The organism is Enterobacter cloacae complex sp. P47BA (assembly GCF_014930485.1).
Lineage (GTDB): Bacteria > Pseudomonadota > Gammaproteobacteria > Enterobacterales > Enterobacteriaceae > Enterobacter > Enterobacter bugandensis.
On sequence record NZ_JADBRF010000001.1, the window covers coordinates 653,812 to 670,416 of the forward strand.

Genomic DNA, 16,605 nt, shown 5'->3' on the forward strand with positions numbered 1-16,605 from the left:
GACTACGCGCGCTTAACCTTACAGGTACTGAGCATCCGCCACTCAGCAGGCAGCACCCGCGTTTCCCCCGTCACATTGACCGTCACCGCCTGGTGGATATCCGCCGACGATGCGCCAACCTGCAGTTCAAACTCGCCCGGCTCGACGATGCGTTTCCCGTCCCGGCGGGTAAAGTTGAACATCTCAACCGGCAGCGTGAAGGTGAGCGTGGCGGTTTCACCCGGTGAGAGATTGACGCGCTGGAAGGCCTTAAGCTCCTGAAGCGGGCGCACCTGGGTGGCGACCTTGTCCCGCACGTAGACCTGCACCACCTCGCTGCCGCTGCGCTCGCCGGTATTGGTGATATCCACGCTTAGCGTCACCTCACCGTCGACCGGCACGCTGCTTTCAGCGACGCGGGCAGTGCCCCAGCTAAACTGCGTCCAGCCGAGGCCGAAACCAAACGGGTAACGCGCACCGAAATGGAACGCGAACGGCGTGCCGCCGCTTTTCAGCTTGTGGTTATAGTAGAACGGCATCGCCCCGGCGCTTTTCGGCACGCTGACCACCAGCCGGCCCTGCGGCTCCGCGCGACCGGTTAACACATCGGCAATCGCCCAGCCCCCTTCCTGTCCCGGCGCCCAGGCCATCATCAGCGCGGCAATCTTCTCCTCCAGCCCCTGAAGGTTGTACGGACGCCCGCCGGTCATCACGACGATCACCGGTTTGCCCGTCGCCACCAGCGCCTCCAGCAGCTGTTGCTGCACGCCCGGCAGATTCAGGGAGTCGGTATCGGAGCCTTCCCCCACGGTGCCGCTCTGGAACAGCCCGGCGAGATCGCCCACGCAGGCCACCACCACGTCACTCTCCTGTGCGGCGCTGACCGCCTCGGGGATAAGTGCGGTACTTTGCGACACCGGAGACTGCTGCATTGGCTTGCCGCCGCTGTCGCCCGGGAAGACCGGCGCGCCCGCCATCCGTTTTTCAATAATGTGGCACCCTTTCGCGTAGCGCACGTTCGATGCCCCCAGGTACTGCTCCAGCGCCGCGCGCGGGGTCGTCACCTGCGAGGTTTCCTCAACCATATCGCTGATGATCAGATGCACCGGGAAGCTATACCCGCTGAGTAACGCCAGCGGATCGTCTGCCGTCGGCCCCACCACCGCCACGCGGGGTTTACCGTTCAGCGGCAGAATGCCGTTGTTTTCCAGCAGCGTCACCGATTTTGTCGCCACCTCCCGCGCCACCTGGCGGGTCCTCTCATTTTGCAGATCGATGCCGTTTTCATCGGCATACGGGTTCTCAAACAGGCCGAGACGGAATTTTTCGGTCAGCGTACGCGCCACGATCTCATCGACTTTCGCCATAGAGATCAGCCCGCGCTCTACCGCTTCCTCCAGATGGCGTGCGCAGTCATCTTTCGGCAGCTCAACGTCCAGCCCGGCGTTAAACGCAAGCGCGGCGGACTCCGCTGCGTCGTGGGAAATCCCGTGGTGCTGGTGCAGCAGGCTGACGCCGCCGTAGTCCGCCACAATAATGCCGTCGAAGCCCCACTGTTCGCGCAGGACGGTGGTCAACAGGAAGCTGTCGCTGTGCCCCGGCTGGTTATCGATGTCGTGGTAGGCGGGCATGACCGAACCGGCATTTGCCAGCTTGACCGCCATTTCAAACGGTAGCAGGAAGGTGTCGTTCAGCTCGCTAAAGCCAAGATGCACCGGGGCGTGGTTGCGCGCCCCTTCGCTGAACGAGTGGCCCACGTAATGCTTGAGCGTCGCCAGCAGATCGCGCTTGTCGCCCTGTAACCCTTTCACCCAGGCGGTTGCCATCACGCCCACCAGCCAGGGATCTTCGCCGAAGGTCTCTTCGGTACGCCCCCAGCGCACGTCGCGGGAAACGTCCAGCACCGGGGCCAGCCCCTGCTGGCAACCGACGGAACGCGCCTCTTTCCCGATCTGCTCTGCCGCGCGCTGCACCAGCTCCGGGTCCCAGGTCGAGCCGTAGTTGAGCGAGGACGGGAACAGCGTGGCGTCTTTGCACAGCAGCCCCACCAGGCACTCCTCGTGGAACAACGCCGGAATGCCAAGCCGCGTCTCTTCCATCATCATGCGCTGCAGGCGGTTAGCCGCGCGCACCCCGGTTTTCGCGTCAACGATGTGGGTGCCGAGCGGACGGGTGATCTGCCCGACGCCCAGTTTTAGCCGTTCGCTCAGCGCCGCCTGCTCGCTGACGCCGGCGAATTCGTCGCTCAAATCGCTGCGCTCCCGGTGGTTGCCGTTTTCATCGAGGATCAGCCAGTAGGCGTGCATCTGGGCGAACTTCTCTTCCGGGGTCATGCGCGCCAGTAAATCAGCGACGCGCTCGTGCACGGGACGTCCCGCGTCCTTATAGATAGCAGTCATATTTTACTCCTGTAGTGCGGAAGGGGTTGCCGGGCTGAGCTGCCCCGCGTCGGGTCTTACCTCACGCTTGCTGGCCAGCTCCCGGGCGATGGAATCCACCAGCCGGCTGTTGAGCTTGTAGATGGAAAGCAGCGCCACCATGCAGAGGAACAGCGCGCACGGAATAAGGGTGAACAGCGCGTTGATGGTGGAGAGCACGTGCGGCGCCTGGGCTGCCTGGCCCGGGGCGTAATCCACCATGCCGAGCACCCAGCCGACCACCGCCCCGCCCAGCGCAAGGCCAAACTTGATGGCGAACAGTGCGGTAGAGAAGACCAGCCCGTCCAGACGGCGGCCGCTACGATGCTCTTCGTAGTCGACCACATCAGAGAACATGGTCCACTGGAGCGGCGTGGTGAGGTTTTGAATAAAGCTAAAGACGATGTTAAGGCCAAAGATTAGCCACACCTGCGAAGGCGGCAGGAAGAAAATCAGCGCGCCGAAAATGACGAAGGACATTATCGTCCACTGATAGGCGCGCACGCGGTCAAATTTCCCCAGCAGGCGTTCAGATAATAACGCGCCGCTTAGCGAGGCCACCATGCCAGAAACAATAAAGGCAAAAACCAGCTCCGGGCGCAACAGTACATAGTTGACGTAATACATGGTGGCAGAGCCGCGCGTCACCACCGCCGTTAACAGCAAAATATTAAACACAAACACAATGCGCCACTGGCTGTTACCGGCCAGCAGTTTTAAATCGGTGAACATGGAGCCGGAGGTATCATTGCGCGGGGAATAACGCTCGCGGGTCATCAGGAAACAGCAAAAGAACAGCACAATTCCCAGCAGCCCCATCAGGCTCATGGCAAAGAAATAGCCTTTCTGCACGTTGCCCTGGCCCAACAATGAGACCAGCGGCAGAGCGATAACCGTTACGATCAACCCGCCAATAAATGACAGGCCAAAACGCCAGGACTGCAGGGAGTGACGCTCCCGCGGATCCAGCGTCAGCGCGCCCGGCATGGCGCAGTAAGGCACGTTAATGGCGGAGTAAATCAGACTTAAAATCGCGTAGGTCACGCAGGCATAAACGATTTTCGCCGTCGGTCCCACGTCCGGTACATAGAAAGTGATAAGGCAGCTTACGCCAAACGGAATGGCGAACCACAGCAGCCAGGGACGGAAACGACCGTGACGCGTCTGGGTGCGATCCACCAGCGCGCCAATGCACGGGTCGACAAACGCATCAACCACGCGTACCACTAAAAACATGGTGCCCATGATTGCGGCGGGAAGCCCAAAAACGTCCGTATAGAAATAAGCGAGAAATAACGTTGCCGTTTGCCAGACCAGCGCGCTGGCCATATCACCTAAGCCATAACCTATTTTATCTTTAGTACGCAATACAGAGGAGAGTGTCATTGTTATTTGCCTTTTTATCAGGTTAAAACGTATTTCAACCAGTTGCGCATCATCTGAAGGGAAATGCGCAGTAAGGCTCAAGTATTAGCAACGCGTTGCGCACTAACAATTGTCTTAATTAACAGACAAATTATGATATTTGGTTTTTTAGATTATTTGTGATGGGGAGCAAATTAGAGGTGAAATAAAAAAGGCGAGGAATAAAATCCTCGCCTTTTTGCGATCGTGTTGCCGTTACTTGTTCAGTTCCGCCAGGCTCAGCCAGGTTTGCACTACCGTGTCCGGGTTCAGGGAGAGGCTGTCAATCCCCTCTTCCATCAGCCAGGCAGCAAAGTCTTCATGGTCGGATGGACCCTGACCGCAAATCCCGACGTATTTACCCTGCTTCTTCGCCGCGCGGATGGACATGGAAAGCAGCGCTTTCACCGCGTCGTTACGCTCGTCGAACAGTTCGGAAACCACGCCGGAGTCGCGGTCCAGGCCCAGCGTCAGCTGAGTCATGTCGTTCGAGCCGATAGAGAAGCCGTCGAAGTGCTCCAGGAACTGCTCGGCCAGCAGGGCGTTGGACGGGATCTCACACATCATGATGATCTTCAGACCGTTTTCGCCGCGCTTCAGGCCCTGACGCGCCAGCTCGTCCACCACCGCTTTCGCCTGATCCACGGTACGCACGAACGGGATCATAATTTCGACGTTGGTCAGCCCCATGTCGTTGCGCACGCGTTTCACCGCCTCGCACTCCAGCGCGAAGCAGTCGCGGAAGCTGTCGGACACGTAGCGTCCGGCCCCGCGGAAGCCCAGCATCGGGTTCTCTTCTTCCGGCTCGTAGCGCTCGCCGCCCACAAGGTTAGCGTATTCGTTAGACTTAAAGTCAGACAGACGCACGATCACGCGTTTCGGGTAGAACGCTGCACCCAGCGTGGCGATCCCTTCGGTCAGACGGCCGACGTAGAACTCTTTCGGCGAGTCGTAGCCTTTCATCATCTCGCGGATTTCGTTCTGCAGCTTCGCGTCCTGGTCGTCAAACTCCAGCAGCGCGCGCGGGTGAACGCCGATCATGCGGTTAATGATGAATTCCAGACGCGCCAGGCCAACGCCTTCGTTCGGCAGGCAGGCGAAGTCAAACGCGCGGTCCGGGTTACCGACGTTCATCATGATCTTCAGCGGCAGATCCGGCATGGTATCCACGCTGGAGCTCTTCACGCTGAAGTCGAGGATATCTGCGTAGACGTAGCCGGTGTCGCCTTCGGCACAGGAGACGGTCACGTTCTGTCCGTCCTTCATGCGCTCGGTGGCATCACCGCAGCCGACAACCGCCGGGATCCCCAGCTCGCGGGCAATGATCGCCGCGTGGCAGGTACGGCCGCCGCGGTTGGTGACGATGGCCGACGCTTTCTTCATGATCGGTTCCCAGTCCGGGTCGGTCATGTCGGTCACCAGCACGTCGCCTGGCTCAATACGGTTCATCTCGCTGATGTCGTGGATCACTTTGACCGGACCGGCACCGATGCGGTGACCGATGGCGCGGCCTTCCGCCACGATTTTACCCTGCGCGTGCAGCGTATAACGCTCCATCACCTGGCCGCGAGAGCGAACGGTTTCCGGGCGCGCCTGAACGATAAACAGCTTGCCGGTGTTCCCGTCTTTCGCCCATTCGATATCCATCGGACGGCCATAGTGTTTCTCAATTTGCACCGCCTGCTTCGCCAGCTCCTGCACTTCGGCGTCGGTCAGGGAGAAGCGGTCGCGCTGCTCCTGCGGCACATCTTCAATCTTAACCTGCTTGCCATGCTCCTGGGTTGGGGCATAAATCATGCGGATTTTTTTCGAGCCCATGGTGCGGCGCACCACCGCCGGACGGCCAGCGGCAAGCGTAGGCTTGTGTACGTAGAATTCGTCAGGGTTCACCGCGCCCTGCACGACCATCTCACCCAGGCCCCACGCGGAGGTGATGAACACCACCTGGTCGAAGCCGGATTCGGTATCAATGGAGAACATCACGCCGGAGGAACCCACGTCCGAGCGCACCATGCGCTGCACGCCCGCGGAGAGCGCCACGCCGCGATGGTCATAGCCCTGGTGCACGCGATAGGAGATGGCGCGGTCGTTGAACAGGGAAGCAAATACGTGCTTCACCGCCACCAGCACCGCATCGTAGCCCTGAACGTTCAGGAAGGTTTCCTGCTGTCCGGCAAACGACGCGTCCGGCATGTCTTCTGCGGTCGCGGAAGAACGTACGGCAAAGGAGGCCTGCGCATCGTCAGCGGAGAGCTGGTTGTACGCGTCATGGATAGCTTTTTCCAGTTCCGGCTGGAAAGGTGTGTCGATGATCCACTGGCGGATCTGCGCCCCGGCTTTGGCAAGCTCGGTGACGTCATCAATATCCGTTTTATCCAGCAGGTCGTAAATGCGCTGGTTTACACCGCTCTGGTCTAAAAACAGGTTAAACGCGTCGGCGGTCGTGGCAAACCCGTTTGGTACGGAGACACCCATACCGGACAGATTTGTAATCATTTCACCCAGGGAGGCATTTTTGCCCCCAACTCTGTCTACATCATTCATGCCGAGTTGGTTATACCAAAGCACCAGCGGTGACGAGCCATTGTTGGACATCGAAACAATCCTTTTGTGATATTTGATCGGAGTAAGTAACACCTGACTACGTATTTATACTGGCATAATTATTTGCGCTAAAAAAACGGTGAATCGTGTAAGCAATTTAAATTTTCAACTTTTCGGATAGTTTCCCATCAACGATTAACCCGATGATTCCTCTATATTCAGCCAGAAACCACAAAAATAAAGTCGCTATTTGAAAAATGAAATCCGCTTTTCAGGAAAATCAAAAACATCATTTCATTTTAAATTCAGATAACTTCTTTGCTGTGCAATTAACTTTTTTAATTTATGCTTTCAGACAATTAGGTCCGATATTCAGGGTGGGTAAAATGGATAATGCTGTCGATCGTCACGTTTTTTATATTTCTGATGGTACGGCGATCACCGCCGAGGTGCTGGGCCACGCGGTGATGTCGCAATTCCCCGTTTCGATTAACAGCATCACGCTGCCGTTTGTGGAAAATGAGAGCCGTGCCAAAGCGGTGAAGGACCAGATTGACGCCATCTTCCAGCAGACCGGCGTGCGCCCGCTGGTGTTCTACTCCATCGTTATTCCTGAGATTCGCCACATCATTTTGCAAAGTGAAGGCTTTTGCCAGGATATCGTGCAGGCGCTGGTGGCCCCGCTCCAGAGCGAGCTTAAGCTTGACCCGACGCCTATCGCGCACCGCACCCACGGGCTGAACCCCGGCAACCTGACCAAATATGACGCGCGTATTGCCGCCATCGACTACACCCTGGCGCACGACGACGGGATCTCGCTGCGCAACCTCGACCAGGCGCAGGTGATTTTGCTCGGCGTGTCGCGCTGCGGCAAAACGCCGACCAGCCTCTATCTGGCGATGCAGTTCGGCATCCGCGCCGCAAACTACCCCTTTATTGCCGACGATATGGATAACCTGGTGCTGCCTGCTGCGCTCAAGCCGCTGCAGCACAAGCTGTTCGGCCTGACGATTAACCCGGAACGTCTCGCGGCGATCCGCGAAGAGCGCCGCGAGAACAGCCGCTACGCCTCGATGCGCCAGTGCCGCATGGAGGTCTCCGAAGTGGAAGCCCTGTACCGCAAAAACCAGATCCCGTGGCTGAACAGCACGAACTATTCGGTAGAAGAGATCGCCACCAAAATTCTCGACATCATGGGGCTTAATCGCCGCATGTACTAATACGCTAGTACATTGGCTCAGATTCATGTATCATCCTTTTCAACAGCGGGGCGGTGTCGCCCCGAACTTGAAATCAGCAGGGATTGGTTTAATGTGATGCCCATCACTTCCCGGTAGTCTGCCGATGAAGCAAAAATTTTCTGAGACAAGTCATGAATAAAACCGATGAACTCCGCACGGCGCGCATAGACAGCCTGGTCACCCCGGCTGAACTGGCCGAGCGGCACCCCGTTTCCGCCGCGGTCGCGGAACATGTGACGGCCTCCCGCCGCCGCATTGAAAAAATCCTCAATGGTGAAGACAAGCGTCTTCTGGTGGTGATTGGGCCCTGCTCCATCCACGATCTGGATGCCGCGATGGATTATGCAAAACGACTTCAGGGGCTGCGGAAAAAATACCAGCATCGCCTGGAGATTGTGATGCGCACCTACTTTGAAAAACCGCGTACCGTGGTGGGCTGGAAGGGGCTGATTTCCGACCCTGACCTTAACGGCAGCTATCGCGTAAACCACGGCATCGAGCTGGCGCGCAAGCTGCTGTTGCAGGTCAACGAGCTGGGCGTGCCGACGGCCACCGAGTTTCTCGACATGGTGACCGGGCAGTTTATCGCCGATCTGATCAGCTGGGGCGCGATTGGCGCGCGCACTACCGAAAGCCAAATCCACCGCGAGATGGCCTCAGCCCTCTCCTGTCCGGTCGGCTTCAAAAACGGGACCGACGGCAACACGCGGATTGCGGTCGATGCGATCCGCGCCTCGCGTGCCAGCCATATGTTCCTGTCGCCGGACAAGAACGGCCATATGACCATCTACCAGACCAGCGGTAACCCGTATGGGCATATCATTATGCGCGGCGGGAAGAAGCCTAATTACCATGCACAAGACATCGCTGCCGCCTGTGAAACGCTGGCCGAATTCGACCTGCCGGAACATCTGGTGGTAGATTTCAGCCACGGCAACTGCCAGAAGCAGCATCGCCGCCAGCTTGACGTCTGCGATGAGGTCTGTCAGCAGATCCGCAGCGGCTCGACCGCCGTTGCCGGGATCATGGCCGAAAGCTTTATCAAAGAAGGCACGCAGAAAATCGTTGCCGGCCAGCAGATGGTATACGGTCAGTCGATCACCGACCCGTGCCTGAGCTGGGAAGACAGCGAGCTGCTGCTGGAGAAGCTGGCAGCGGCGGTTGATTCTCGCTTCTGATGTTATTGTCGGGTGGCGCTGCGCTTACCCGACCTACGGTTCGCGCCCTTCTTCCTCTCCCCGTGGGAGAGGGTTGGGGTGAGGGCATCAGGCCGCATCGCCTCCCCCTGAATTTGATCCCGTCACACAATTTTCACAAAAACGCTTGCCGTGAATTTGCAGTTTATTGATAATGATTATCATTGTTACATTGATTGTTATTTATGAACATTATGTCACCGACCGATAACAGCGCGGCAACGCCAGTAAAAACACACACAGCGCCATCCCCTGCTTCCACCGATCGCCGCATCGACAGCAAAACGCTGCTGGGTGATGAGGGCCGGGTGATTATCGAGCATGACGGCCAGCAGTATCTGCTACGCCAGACGAATGCCGGAAAATTGATCCTCACAAAATAAACCAAAACTTTCGCCAGCCACCCAGGTGATCCCCAGGCAGCCAGCGCTTTCGATACTTTATGGAGAGTTGCTATGCTACACCTGCATAACGCACGTTTACGCCCGTCCCTTCTGGCGCTGGCGATTGTCAGCACCCTGCCTGGCGCCGCGTTTGCTGCCGCAGATGAAATAACCGTCACCGCCACAGGCAACGCCCGTAGCGCCTTCGAAGCCCCGATGATGGTGAGCGTGGTTGACGCCACCGCCCCGGAAAAACAGACCGCCAGCTCTGCCGCCGACCTGCTGCGCAACGTGCCCGGTCTGACGCTGGACGGCACCGGTCGCACCAACGGTCAGGACGTTAACCTTCGCGGCTATGACCGCCGCGGTGTTCTGGTGCTGGTCGACGGCGTGCGCCAGGGTACCGACACCGGGCACCTCAACAGCACGTTCCTCGATCCGGCGCTGATTAAACGTATTGAAGTGGTGCGCGGTCCGTCTGCGCTGCTCTACGGCAGCGGCGCGCTGGGTGGTGTCATCTCCTATGACACCGTCGACGCCAAAGATCTGCTGGAACCGGGCAAAAACAGCGGTTATCGCGTGTTTGGTACCGGCGCAACGGGGGACCACAGCCTCGGCCTGGGGGCCAGCGCCTATGGTCGTACCGATACCCTGGACGGCCTGGTATCGTGGTCCAGCCGCGACCGCGGCGATATCCGCCAGAGCGACGGTGCGACGGCGCCGAACGACGAATCCATCAATAACATGCTGGCGAAAGGCAGCTGGAAAATCGACCAGGCCCAGACGCTGAGCGGCGCCCTGCGCTACTACAACAACGCCGCGCAGGAGCCGAAAAACCCGCAAACCTCTGATGCCAATAGCAGCAACCCGATGACCGACCGCTCCACCATCCAGCGCGATGCGCAGGTTGGCTACCACATTGCGCCGGAAGGATACGACTGGCTGAACGCCGATGCGAAGGTTTACTGGTCCGAAGCGCGCATTAATGCCCAGAACATCGACAGCACCGGCGAGTTCCGCAAGCAGACCACCAAAGGCGGCAAGGTGGAAAACCGAACCCGCCTGTTCAGCGACTCTTTTGCCTCTCACCTGCTGACCTACGGCGGAGAATATTATCGTCAGGAGCAGCGTCCGGGCGGGTCCACGACCGGCTTCACGGAGGCGAAAATCGACTTCAGCTCCGGCTGGCTGCAGGATGAAATCACCCTGCGCGATCTGCCCGTCACCCTTCTGGGTGGCACGCGCTATGACAACTACCGCGGCAGCAGCAATGGCTACGACGATGTCGATGCCGATAAATGGTCCTCCCGCGCCGGGTTAACCGTCAGCCCCACCGACTGGCTGATGCTGTTCGGATCTTACGCGCAGGCCTTCCGCGCGCCGACCATGGGTGAGATGTATAATGACGCCAAACACTTCTCCATTGGCCGCTTCTACACCAACTACTGGGTGCCGAACCCGAACCTGCGCCCGGAAACCAACGAAACGCAGGAGTTTGGTTTTGGCCTGCGCTTTGACGATCTGCTGCTTGCCAACGACGCGCTGGAGTTTAAGGCCAGCTATTTCGATACCAAAGCCAAAGACTACATCTCCACCACCGTCAATTTTGCCGCCGCGACCACCATGTCGTACAACGTTCCGAACGCCAAAATCTGGGGCTGGGACGTGATGGCAAAATACTCGGCCGATCTGTTTAGCCTCGACGTGGCCTATAACCGCACCCGCGGGAAAGATACCGATACCGGGGAGTACATCTCCAGCATCAACCCGGACACCGTCACCAGCAAGCTGGACGTTCCGGTGGCGCAAAGCGGTTTCTCCGTGGGCTGGATCGGCACCTTTGCCGATCGCTCAACCCACGTCAGCAGCAGCTACAGCAAACAGCCGGGCTATGCGGTTAACGATTTCTACGTCAGCTATAAGGGCCAGGAGCAGCTCAAGGCCGTCACCACCACGCTGGTGCTCGGCAACGCCTTCGATAAGGAGTACTGGTCTCCGCAGGGTATTCCGCAGGACGGTCGTAACGGCAAGATTTTCGTAAGCTATCAGTGGTAATTCCCTTCGGGGCCACTCTTCAGAAGGATAAGACAATGCATCACTACGCACGCTGGCTTGAGCTAAAAGAAGAAAATCCGGGTAAGTATGCGCGAGACATCGCAGGGTTAATGAACATCAGCGAAGCGGAGCTGGCCTTTTCCCGCGTGGGCCATGACGCCTGGCGACTGCGCGGCGAAATCCGCGATATTCTGGGCGCGCTGGAAGCCGTGGGTGAAACCAAGTGCATCTGCCGCAACGAGTATGCTGTTCACGAGCAGGTGGGCAGCTTCACCAACCAGCACCTGAACGGCCACGCCGGGCTGGTGCTGAACCCGCGCGCGCTGGATCTGCGCCTGTTCCTCAACCAGTGGGCGAGCGCGTTTCACCTCAGCGAAACCACCGCCCGCGGCGAGCGACAGAGCATTCAGTTCTTCGATCGTCAGGGCGATGCGGTGCTGAAGGTCTACACCACGGACAACACCGACCTCGCCGCCTGGGGCGACGTGCTGACCCGCTTTATCTTTGCCGATAACCCGCCGCTTGAGCTGAGCGCTGGGGATGTCCCGGCTCACGCCGAAAACGCGGATGCCGCGCTCGTGGACAAGGAGTGGCGCGCCATGACCGACGTGCATCAGTTCTTCAGCCTGCTCAAGCGCCACAATCTCAGCCGTCAGCAGGCGTTTCGCCTGGTGGGCGACGACCTGGCCTGTAAGGTGGAGAACAGCGCGCTGGCACAGCTGCTGGAAGCGGCTCGCCGGGACGGCAACGAAATCATGGTCTTCGTCGGCAACCGCGGCTGCGTGCAGATCTTCACCGGCGCGGTGGAAAAAGTCGTGCCGATGAAAGGCTGGCTGAACGTCTTTAACCCTGCCTTTACCCTGCATCTGCTGGAGGAGACGATTGCAGAGAGCTGGGTGACGCGCAAGCCCACGGCTGACGGCCACGTCACGAGCCTGGAGCTGTTTGCCGCCGACGGCACGCAAATCGCCCAGCTTTACGGCCAGCGTACCGAAGGTGAGCCGGAGCAGAGCCAGTGGCGCAGCCAGATTGACGCCCTGACGCCAAAAGGGCTGGCCGCATGAAAACGTGGTTAGCCCTGCTGAGCGCCCTGCCTCTGGTGGCGTTTGCCGCCGCGCAGGAGAAAATTGTCGCCCTTGGCGGCGACGTGACGGAGATTGTCTACGCGCTTGGCGCGCAGTCTTCGCTGGTCGCGCGCGACAGCACCAGTCAGTGGCCGCAGGCGGCAAACGATCTGCCTGACGTGGGATATTTACGCCAGCTTAACGCCGAAGGCATTTTGTCCATGCGCCCCACGCTGGTGCTGGCCAGCGACCAGGCGCAGCCGTCTCTGGCGTTGAAGCAGGTCGAACAAAGTCACGTCAGGGTAGTAACCGTTCCCGGCCGCAACGACCTGAGCGTCATTGACGAAAAGGTTCGGGTGATTGCCAACGCTACGCACCGTGAAGCCGAGGGGGAAGCCCTGCGCCACACGCTGCGTCAGGCGCTGGCGGCCCTGCCCTCCGCGCCCCTCAACAAGCGGGTGCTGTTTATCCTCAACCACGGGGGAATGACCGCAATGGCCGCCGGGCAGCAGACCGGCGCAGACGCCGCCATCCGTGCAGCCGGGCTGCAGAATGCGATGCAGGGATTCACCCGCTATCAGCCGCTGTCTCAGGAAGGGGTCATTGCCAGCCAGCCCGATCTGGTGGTGATTTCGCAGGACGGCGTGAACGCGCTGGGCGGCGAAGAAAACCTGTGGAAGCTGCCCGGTCTGGCGCAAACCCCGGCGGGACGGAACAGGCAGGTGCTGGCGATTGATGATATGGCGCTGCTGGGCTTCAGCGTGCGAACGCCGGATGCCATCCAGCAGCTGCGCGCCAAAGCGGAGCAACTGCCCTGATGTCCCGGCGGATCGCCTTGTCGTTGTGGATGCTGGCCGCTATCCTGAGCATCATGACGCTCACCGCGACCGGGTTTGGGGCACTGCACCTGCCGGTCAGCCTGCTGTGGAGCGGCAGCGATGAGGCCATGCGTCAGATCTGGCTTACCATTCGCCTGCCCCGCGTACTGCTGGCGCTGGTGATTGGCGGAGCGCTGGCGCTGGCCGGCTGTGTGATGCAGGGGCTGTTCCGCAACCCGCTGGCGGACCCGGGTCTGCTGGGGATCAGCAGCGGCGCGGCGCTGGCGGTGGCGCTGTGGGTGGTCATTCCCGCCGCGTTACCTGCCCTGCTGATGCTGTATGCCCCGATGCTCGCGGCGTTCCTCGGCGCGCTGGCCGCAACCGTCATTATCTTCCTGCTCAGCCAGCAGCGTCACGGCTCCCTGTCCCGCCTGCTGCTGGTGGGGATCGCCATCAACGCCCTGTGCGGCGCGACCGTCGGGGTGCTCTCATGGCTCAGCAACGATGCCCAGCTTCGCCAGCTTTCCCTCTGGGGAATGGGCAGCCTCGGGCAGGCGCAGTGGTCCACCCTGCTGGCGGTAACGTCGCTGATGGTGCCCGCGGTGCTGATTATCTGGCGGCTGGCCGCCCCGCTCAACCTGCTGCAGCTGGGCGATGAAGAGGCGCACTATCTCGGGGTGGATGTCGCGATGGTACAGCGGATCCTGCTGCTGTGCAGCGCCCTGCTGGTTGCCGCGGCGGTAGCCGTCAGCGGCGTGATCGGCTTTATTGGCCTTGTGGTGCCGCACCTGATGCGCATGTGGCTGGGGGCCGACCACCGGGCCGTCGTACCCGGCTCGGTGCTGGCCGGTGCGCTGCTGCTGCTGGTTGCCGACACGCTGGCGCGCACCCTGGTCTCTCCGGCGGAGATGCCCGTCGGGTTATTGACCAGCCTTCTCGGCGCGCCGTGGTTCCTGTGGCTTATCTTTCGTCGCGGAGGTACGCATGGCTGAACGCTATTGTGCAGAGAAAATCTTCTTTCACGCCGGGCAGCGGACGCTGATCGACGATGTGTCGCTTACCCTCTCTCAGGGTGAGCTGGTCGCCCTGATTGGCCCCAACGGTGCCGGGAAATCGACGTTATTGCGGCTGCTTACCGGCTATCTCAAGCCCGCAAGCGGACGCTGCACTCTGGCCGGGACGCCGCTTGCGGACTGGCCGCCAGATACCCTCGCGCGCTACCGGGCGGTGATGCGCCAGAATACTCAGCCCGGATTCGACTGGCCGGTGGACGCGGTGGTCGGTATGGGACGCGCGCCCTGGACTCGCTCCCCTGAAGCGTCGGTAGTTGAGGAAGTGATGGCGATAACGGGCTGTCTACCGCTGGCGGGCAGACGCTATTCGACGCTCTCCGGCGGCGAGCAGCAGCGGATCCAGCTCGCCCGCGCGCTGGCCCAGCTCTGGTGCGACGGAGCCCCGCGCGGCTGGCTGTTTCTTGATGAGCCCACCTCCGCGCTGGATCTCTACCACCAGCAGCATCTGCTGCGCCTGATGAGATCCCTGACCCGTCGGGGTCATCTCCACGTGTGCGTGGTGCTGCACGATCTCAATCTGGCGGCGCTGTGGGCGGATCGCATTCTGCTGTTGCACAACGGCAGGCTGGTCTCCAGTGGCACACCGGAGGACGTGCTGCAGGCCGGGACGCTGGCGCGCTGGTACGGCGCGCAGGTGCGCGTCGGCAGCCATCCGGATCACCCCGTACCGCAGGTATTTCTCGCCCCGTGAGCGGGCTGGTAAAAATCCTTCAGCGTTTCCAGCAGGGCATGCGCCGCTTTAGAGAGCTGCGTGTGCCCCGGATGGATTGCTCCGATGCACTTTTCAATGGGCGGGTTATCCAGCGGTATACAGACCGCGCCCAGCGCCGTCATCTGCGCTTCGCAGAGCGCCGGTACGGCACTGCCGCCCAGCCCGCTGGCGACCATGCGACCTACCGTCACCAGCTGATGACTCTCCAGCGCCACGTCCAGCTTTCTGCCGCTTCGGGCCAGCTCCTCCTCCATCATCAGACGTACCGCCGACGGGCGCTGCAGGGTAATAAAATCCAGCGTCAGTAGCTCTTCCCAGGCCAGCCGCTTTTTGCCCGCCAGCGCGGAGTCCTTCGGCACAATGGCGACAAATCTGTCGAGCCCCAGCGGTGTAAACAGCAGGTTGTGCGTGGGGGCTGGCTCAAAGGCGATCCCCATCTCAACCCGCCCTTCCCGCACCATCTCAATCACCTGCTCGTTAATGACGTCATGCACGGTGACGTTGATCCCGGCGTGACGATCGCGAAACGCCTTGAGCACCTCCGGTAAAACGTTGGCGGCAAATGACGGCATCGCCGCGACCGAGATTTTGCCGCGCTGCAGGGTAAAGCACTGGTGCATCGCCTCCTCCACATTATCCCAGTCGGCAAGGAGTTGCCGCGCCATCGGCAGAAACGTCTCTCCTTCCTGCGTGAGGGCAACCTTGCGCGTGCTCCGCTGCAGCAGCGGGCCGCCGAGCGTGTCTTCCAGACTTTTAATCGTCAGGCTCAGGGCCGGCTGGGAGAGATTTAAGCGTTCGCTGGCGTGCGCGAAATTGAGAGTGTGAGCTACCGCTAAAAACGCGCGTAACTGTTTGACACTCATTCTCATTTTTCATCCTGTTAACTAATTGAAAAGAATTAGTTAACAGGAAATTAATAAGAAAACCAAATGAGTGGGTCACAAATTCAAAATTAACAAATGAGTCGCCGCCCCTAATGATACCGGCACGGTTAACGGGAGGGATGACTATGGCAGGACTGGATAAGCGCGTCGGCAGCTATGCGCAGGCGCTGGACGGGCTGACGGACGGAATGACCTTGCTGGCGGGCGGCTTCGGCCTGTGCGGCATTCCGGAGAACCTGATTGCGGAGGTCCGACGCCGCCAGGTGAGAGATTTGACCGTGGTGTCAAACAACTGCGGCGTGGATGGATTCGGCCTGGGGATACTGCTCGAAACGCGGCAGGTTCGCAAAGTGGTGGCCTCTTACGTCGGCGAGAACGTGCTGTTTGAGCAGCAGGTGCTGAGCGGCGAGCTGGAAATTGAGCTTACGCCGCAGGGCACGCTGGCGGAAAAGGTGCGCGCGGGCGGGGCCGGTATTCCGGCGTTTTATACGGCCACCGGCTACGGCACGCCCGTGGCGACCGGCAAGGACGTGCGCCAGTTCGCGGGGAAGCACTACATCCTGGAGGAGGCGATCGTCGGTGACTTCGCGCTGATCAAGGGGTGGAAAGCGGACTGGTACGGCAACGTCATCTATCGCCATACCGCGCAAAACTTTAATCCGCTGATGGCAACGGCGGGCCGGATCACGGTGGTGGAGGTGGAAGAGATTGTTCCGCCGGGTGAACTGCCCCCGTCGGCCATTCACACCCCGGGAATTTACGTCGACAGGCTGATTGTCGGCCAGTTTGAAAAACGCATTGAGCAGCGCACCTTGCGCGCGCAAGGAGTGTGACG

The 16,605-nt window shown here is 60.0% G+C and carries 13 protein-coding genes; 9 read left to right on the forward strand and 4 right to left on the reverse strand.

Translation table 11 applies throughout. The annotated features are described in order from the left end of the window. Positions 1–2 precede the first annotated feature (2 nt). From IM299_RS03095 to ppsA, 3 genes are all read right to left on the reverse strand, one after another. Positions 3–2,378: a glycoside hydrolase family 3 N-terminal domain-containing protein gene (locus tag IM299_RS03095; RefSeq protein ID WP_193357031.1), complete on the reverse strand. Its 2,376-nt coding sequence runs from the start codon at positions 2,376–2,378 to the stop codon at positions 3–5. Between the two features lie 3 nt (positions 2,379–2,381). Continuing rightward, positions 2,382–3,782, reverse strand: a complete 1,401-nt coding sequence (locus IM299_RS03100) for an MFS transporter (protein WP_193357032.1) — start codon at positions 3,780–3,782, stop codon at positions 2,382–2,384. Positions 3,783–4,016: 234 nt separating this feature from the next. Further along, a complete protein-coding gene (gene ppsA, locus IM299_RS03105; RefSeq protein ID WP_153656021.1) occupies positions 4,017–6,395 on the reverse strand; it encodes a phosphoenolpyruvate synthase in 2,379 nt (792 codons plus the stop codon). Between the two features lie 335 nt (positions 6,396–6,730). On the opposite strand from ppsA, the gene IM299_RS03110 reads away from it, so the two are divergent. The 8 genes from IM299_RS03110 (at position 6,731) to IM299_RS03145 (ending at position 14,865) form a co-directional block, all read left to right on the forward strand. Further along, positions 6,731–7,564 (forward strand): pyruvate, water dikinase regulatory protein, encoded by an 834-nt coding sequence (locus IM299_RS03110; protein WP_028012835.1) that lies wholly within the window; start codon positions 6,731–6,733, stop codon positions 7,562–7,564. A gap of 152 nt (positions 7,565–7,716) precedes the next feature. Next, positions 7,717–8,763, forward strand: coding sequence for a 3-deoxy-7-phosphoheptulonate synthase AroH (aroH, locus tag IM299_RS03115; RefSeq protein WP_193357033.1), 1,047 nt, complete (start codon positions 7,717–7,719; stop codon positions 8,761–8,763). A 212-nt stretch (positions 8,764–8,975) separates the two neighbouring features. After that, positions 8,976–9,164 (forward strand): hemin uptake protein HemP, encoded by a 189-nt coding sequence (hemP, locus tag IM299_RS03120; protein ID WP_193031202.1) that lies wholly within the window; start codon positions 8,976–8,978, stop codon positions 9,162–9,164. 72 nt (positions 9,165–9,236) lie between these two features. Further along, positions 9,237–11,219 (forward strand): TonB-dependent hemoglobin/transferrin/lactoferrin family receptor, encoded by a 1,983-nt coding sequence (locus IM299_RS03125; protein ID WP_193357034.1) that lies wholly within the window; start codon positions 9,237–9,239, stop codon positions 11,217–11,219. Positions 11,220–11,254: 35 nt separating this feature from the next. Beyond that, the gene (gene chuS / locus IM299_RS03130; RefSeq protein ID WP_048956224.1) at positions 11,255–12,283 is read left to right on the forward strand and encodes a hematinate-forming heme oxygenase ChuS; all 1,029 of its coding nucleotides are present in this window, start codon (positions 11,255–11,257) and stop codon (positions 12,281–12,283) included. Next, positions 12,280–13,101: a hemin ABC transporter substrate-binding protein gene (locus IM299_RS03135; RefSeq protein WP_028012830.1), complete on the forward strand. Its 822-nt coding sequence runs from the start codon at positions 12,280–12,282 to the stop codon at positions 13,099–13,101. The genes chuS and IM299_RS03135 overlap by 4 nt, the downstream gene beginning before the upstream one ends. Then, positions 13,101–14,093: an iron ABC transporter permease gene (locus tag IM299_RS03140; protein WP_193357035.1), complete on the forward strand. Its 993-nt coding sequence runs from the start codon at positions 13,101–13,103 to the stop codon at positions 14,091–14,093. Before IM299_RS03135 ends, IM299_RS03140 begins: the two co-directional genes overlap by 1 nt. Beyond that, entirely contained in the window at positions 14,086–14,865 is a 780-nt protein-coding gene (locus IM299_RS03145) for a heme ABC transporter ATP-binding protein (RefSeq protein WP_041910427.1), read from the forward strand. Before IM299_RS03140 ends, IM299_RS03145 begins: the two co-directional genes overlap by 8 nt. Here the strand turns inward: IM299_RS03145 and IM299_RS03150 are convergent. Beyond that, positions 14,832–15,755, reverse strand: coding sequence for a LysR family transcriptional regulator (locus tag IM299_RS03150; protein ID WP_193357036.1), 924 nt, complete (start codon positions 15,753–15,755; stop codon positions 14,832–14,834). The two genes, IM299_RS03145 and IM299_RS03150, sit on opposite strands and share 34 nt — an antisense overlap. Positions 15,756–15,895: 140 nt before the next feature. Here IM299_RS03150 and IM299_RS03155 point away from each other — a divergent pair, with 140 nt between their 5' ends. Next, positions 15,896–16,603: a CoA transferase subunit A gene (locus IM299_RS03155; RefSeq protein ID WP_193357037.1), complete on the forward strand. Its 708-nt coding sequence runs from the start codon at positions 15,896–15,898 to the stop codon at positions 16,601–16,603. The last annotated feature ends 2 nt before the right edge of the window (positions 16,604–16,605 follow it).

Excerpts from the sequence above, each read along its gene's own strand:
- IM299_RS03135 (WP_028012830.1), top strand. The coding sequence starts at position 12,280 with ATGAAAACGTGGTTAGCCCTGCTGAGCGCCCTGCCTCTGGTGGCGTTT.
- aroH (WP_193357033.1), top strand. The coding sequence starts at position 7,717 with ATGAATAAAACCGATGAACTCCGCACGGCGCGCATAGACAGCCTGGTC.
- IM299_RS03095 (WP_193357031.1), bottom strand. The coding sequence starts at position 2,378 with ATGACTGCTATCTATAAGGACGCGGGACGTCCCGTGCACGAGCGCGTC.
- IM299_RS03125 (WP_193357034.1), top strand. The coding sequence starts at position 9,237 with ATGCTACACCTGCATAACGCACGTTTACGCCCGTCCCTTCTGGCGCTG.
- ppsA (WP_153656021.1), bottom strand. The coding sequence starts at position 6,395 with ATGTCCAACAATGGCTCGTCACCGCTGGTGCTTTGGTATAACCAACTC.
- IM299_RS03100 (WP_193357032.1), bottom strand. The coding sequence starts at position 3,782 with ATGACACTCTCCTCTGTATTGCGTACTAAAGATAAAATAGGTTATGGC.
- IM299_RS03150 (WP_193357036.1), bottom strand. The coding sequence starts at position 15,755 with ATGAGAATGAGTGTCAAACAGTTACGCGCGTTTTTAGCGGTAGCTCAC.
- IM299_RS03145 (WP_041910427.1), top strand. The coding sequence starts at position 14,086 with ATGGCTGAACGCTATTGTGCAGAGAAAATCTTCTTTCACGCCGGGCAG.
- chuS (WP_048956224.1), top strand. The coding sequence starts at position 11,255 with ATGCATCACTACGCACGCTGGCTTGAGCTAAAAGAAGAAAATCCGGGT.
- IM299_RS03140 (WP_193357035.1), top strand. The coding sequence starts at position 13,101 with ATGTCCCGGCGGATCGCCTTGTCGTTGTGGATGCTGGCCGCTATCCTG.
- hemP (WP_193031202.1), top strand. The coding sequence starts at position 8,976 with ATGTCACCGACCGATAACAGCGCGGCAACGCCAGTAAAAACACACACA.
- IM299_RS03110 (WP_028012835.1), top strand. The coding sequence starts at position 6,731 with ATGGATAATGCTGTCGATCGTCACGTTTTTTATATTTCTGATGGTACG.
- IM299_RS03155 (WP_193357037.1), top strand. The coding sequence starts at position 15,896 with ATGGCAGGACTGGATAAGCGCGTCGGCAGCTATGCGCAGGCGCTGGAC.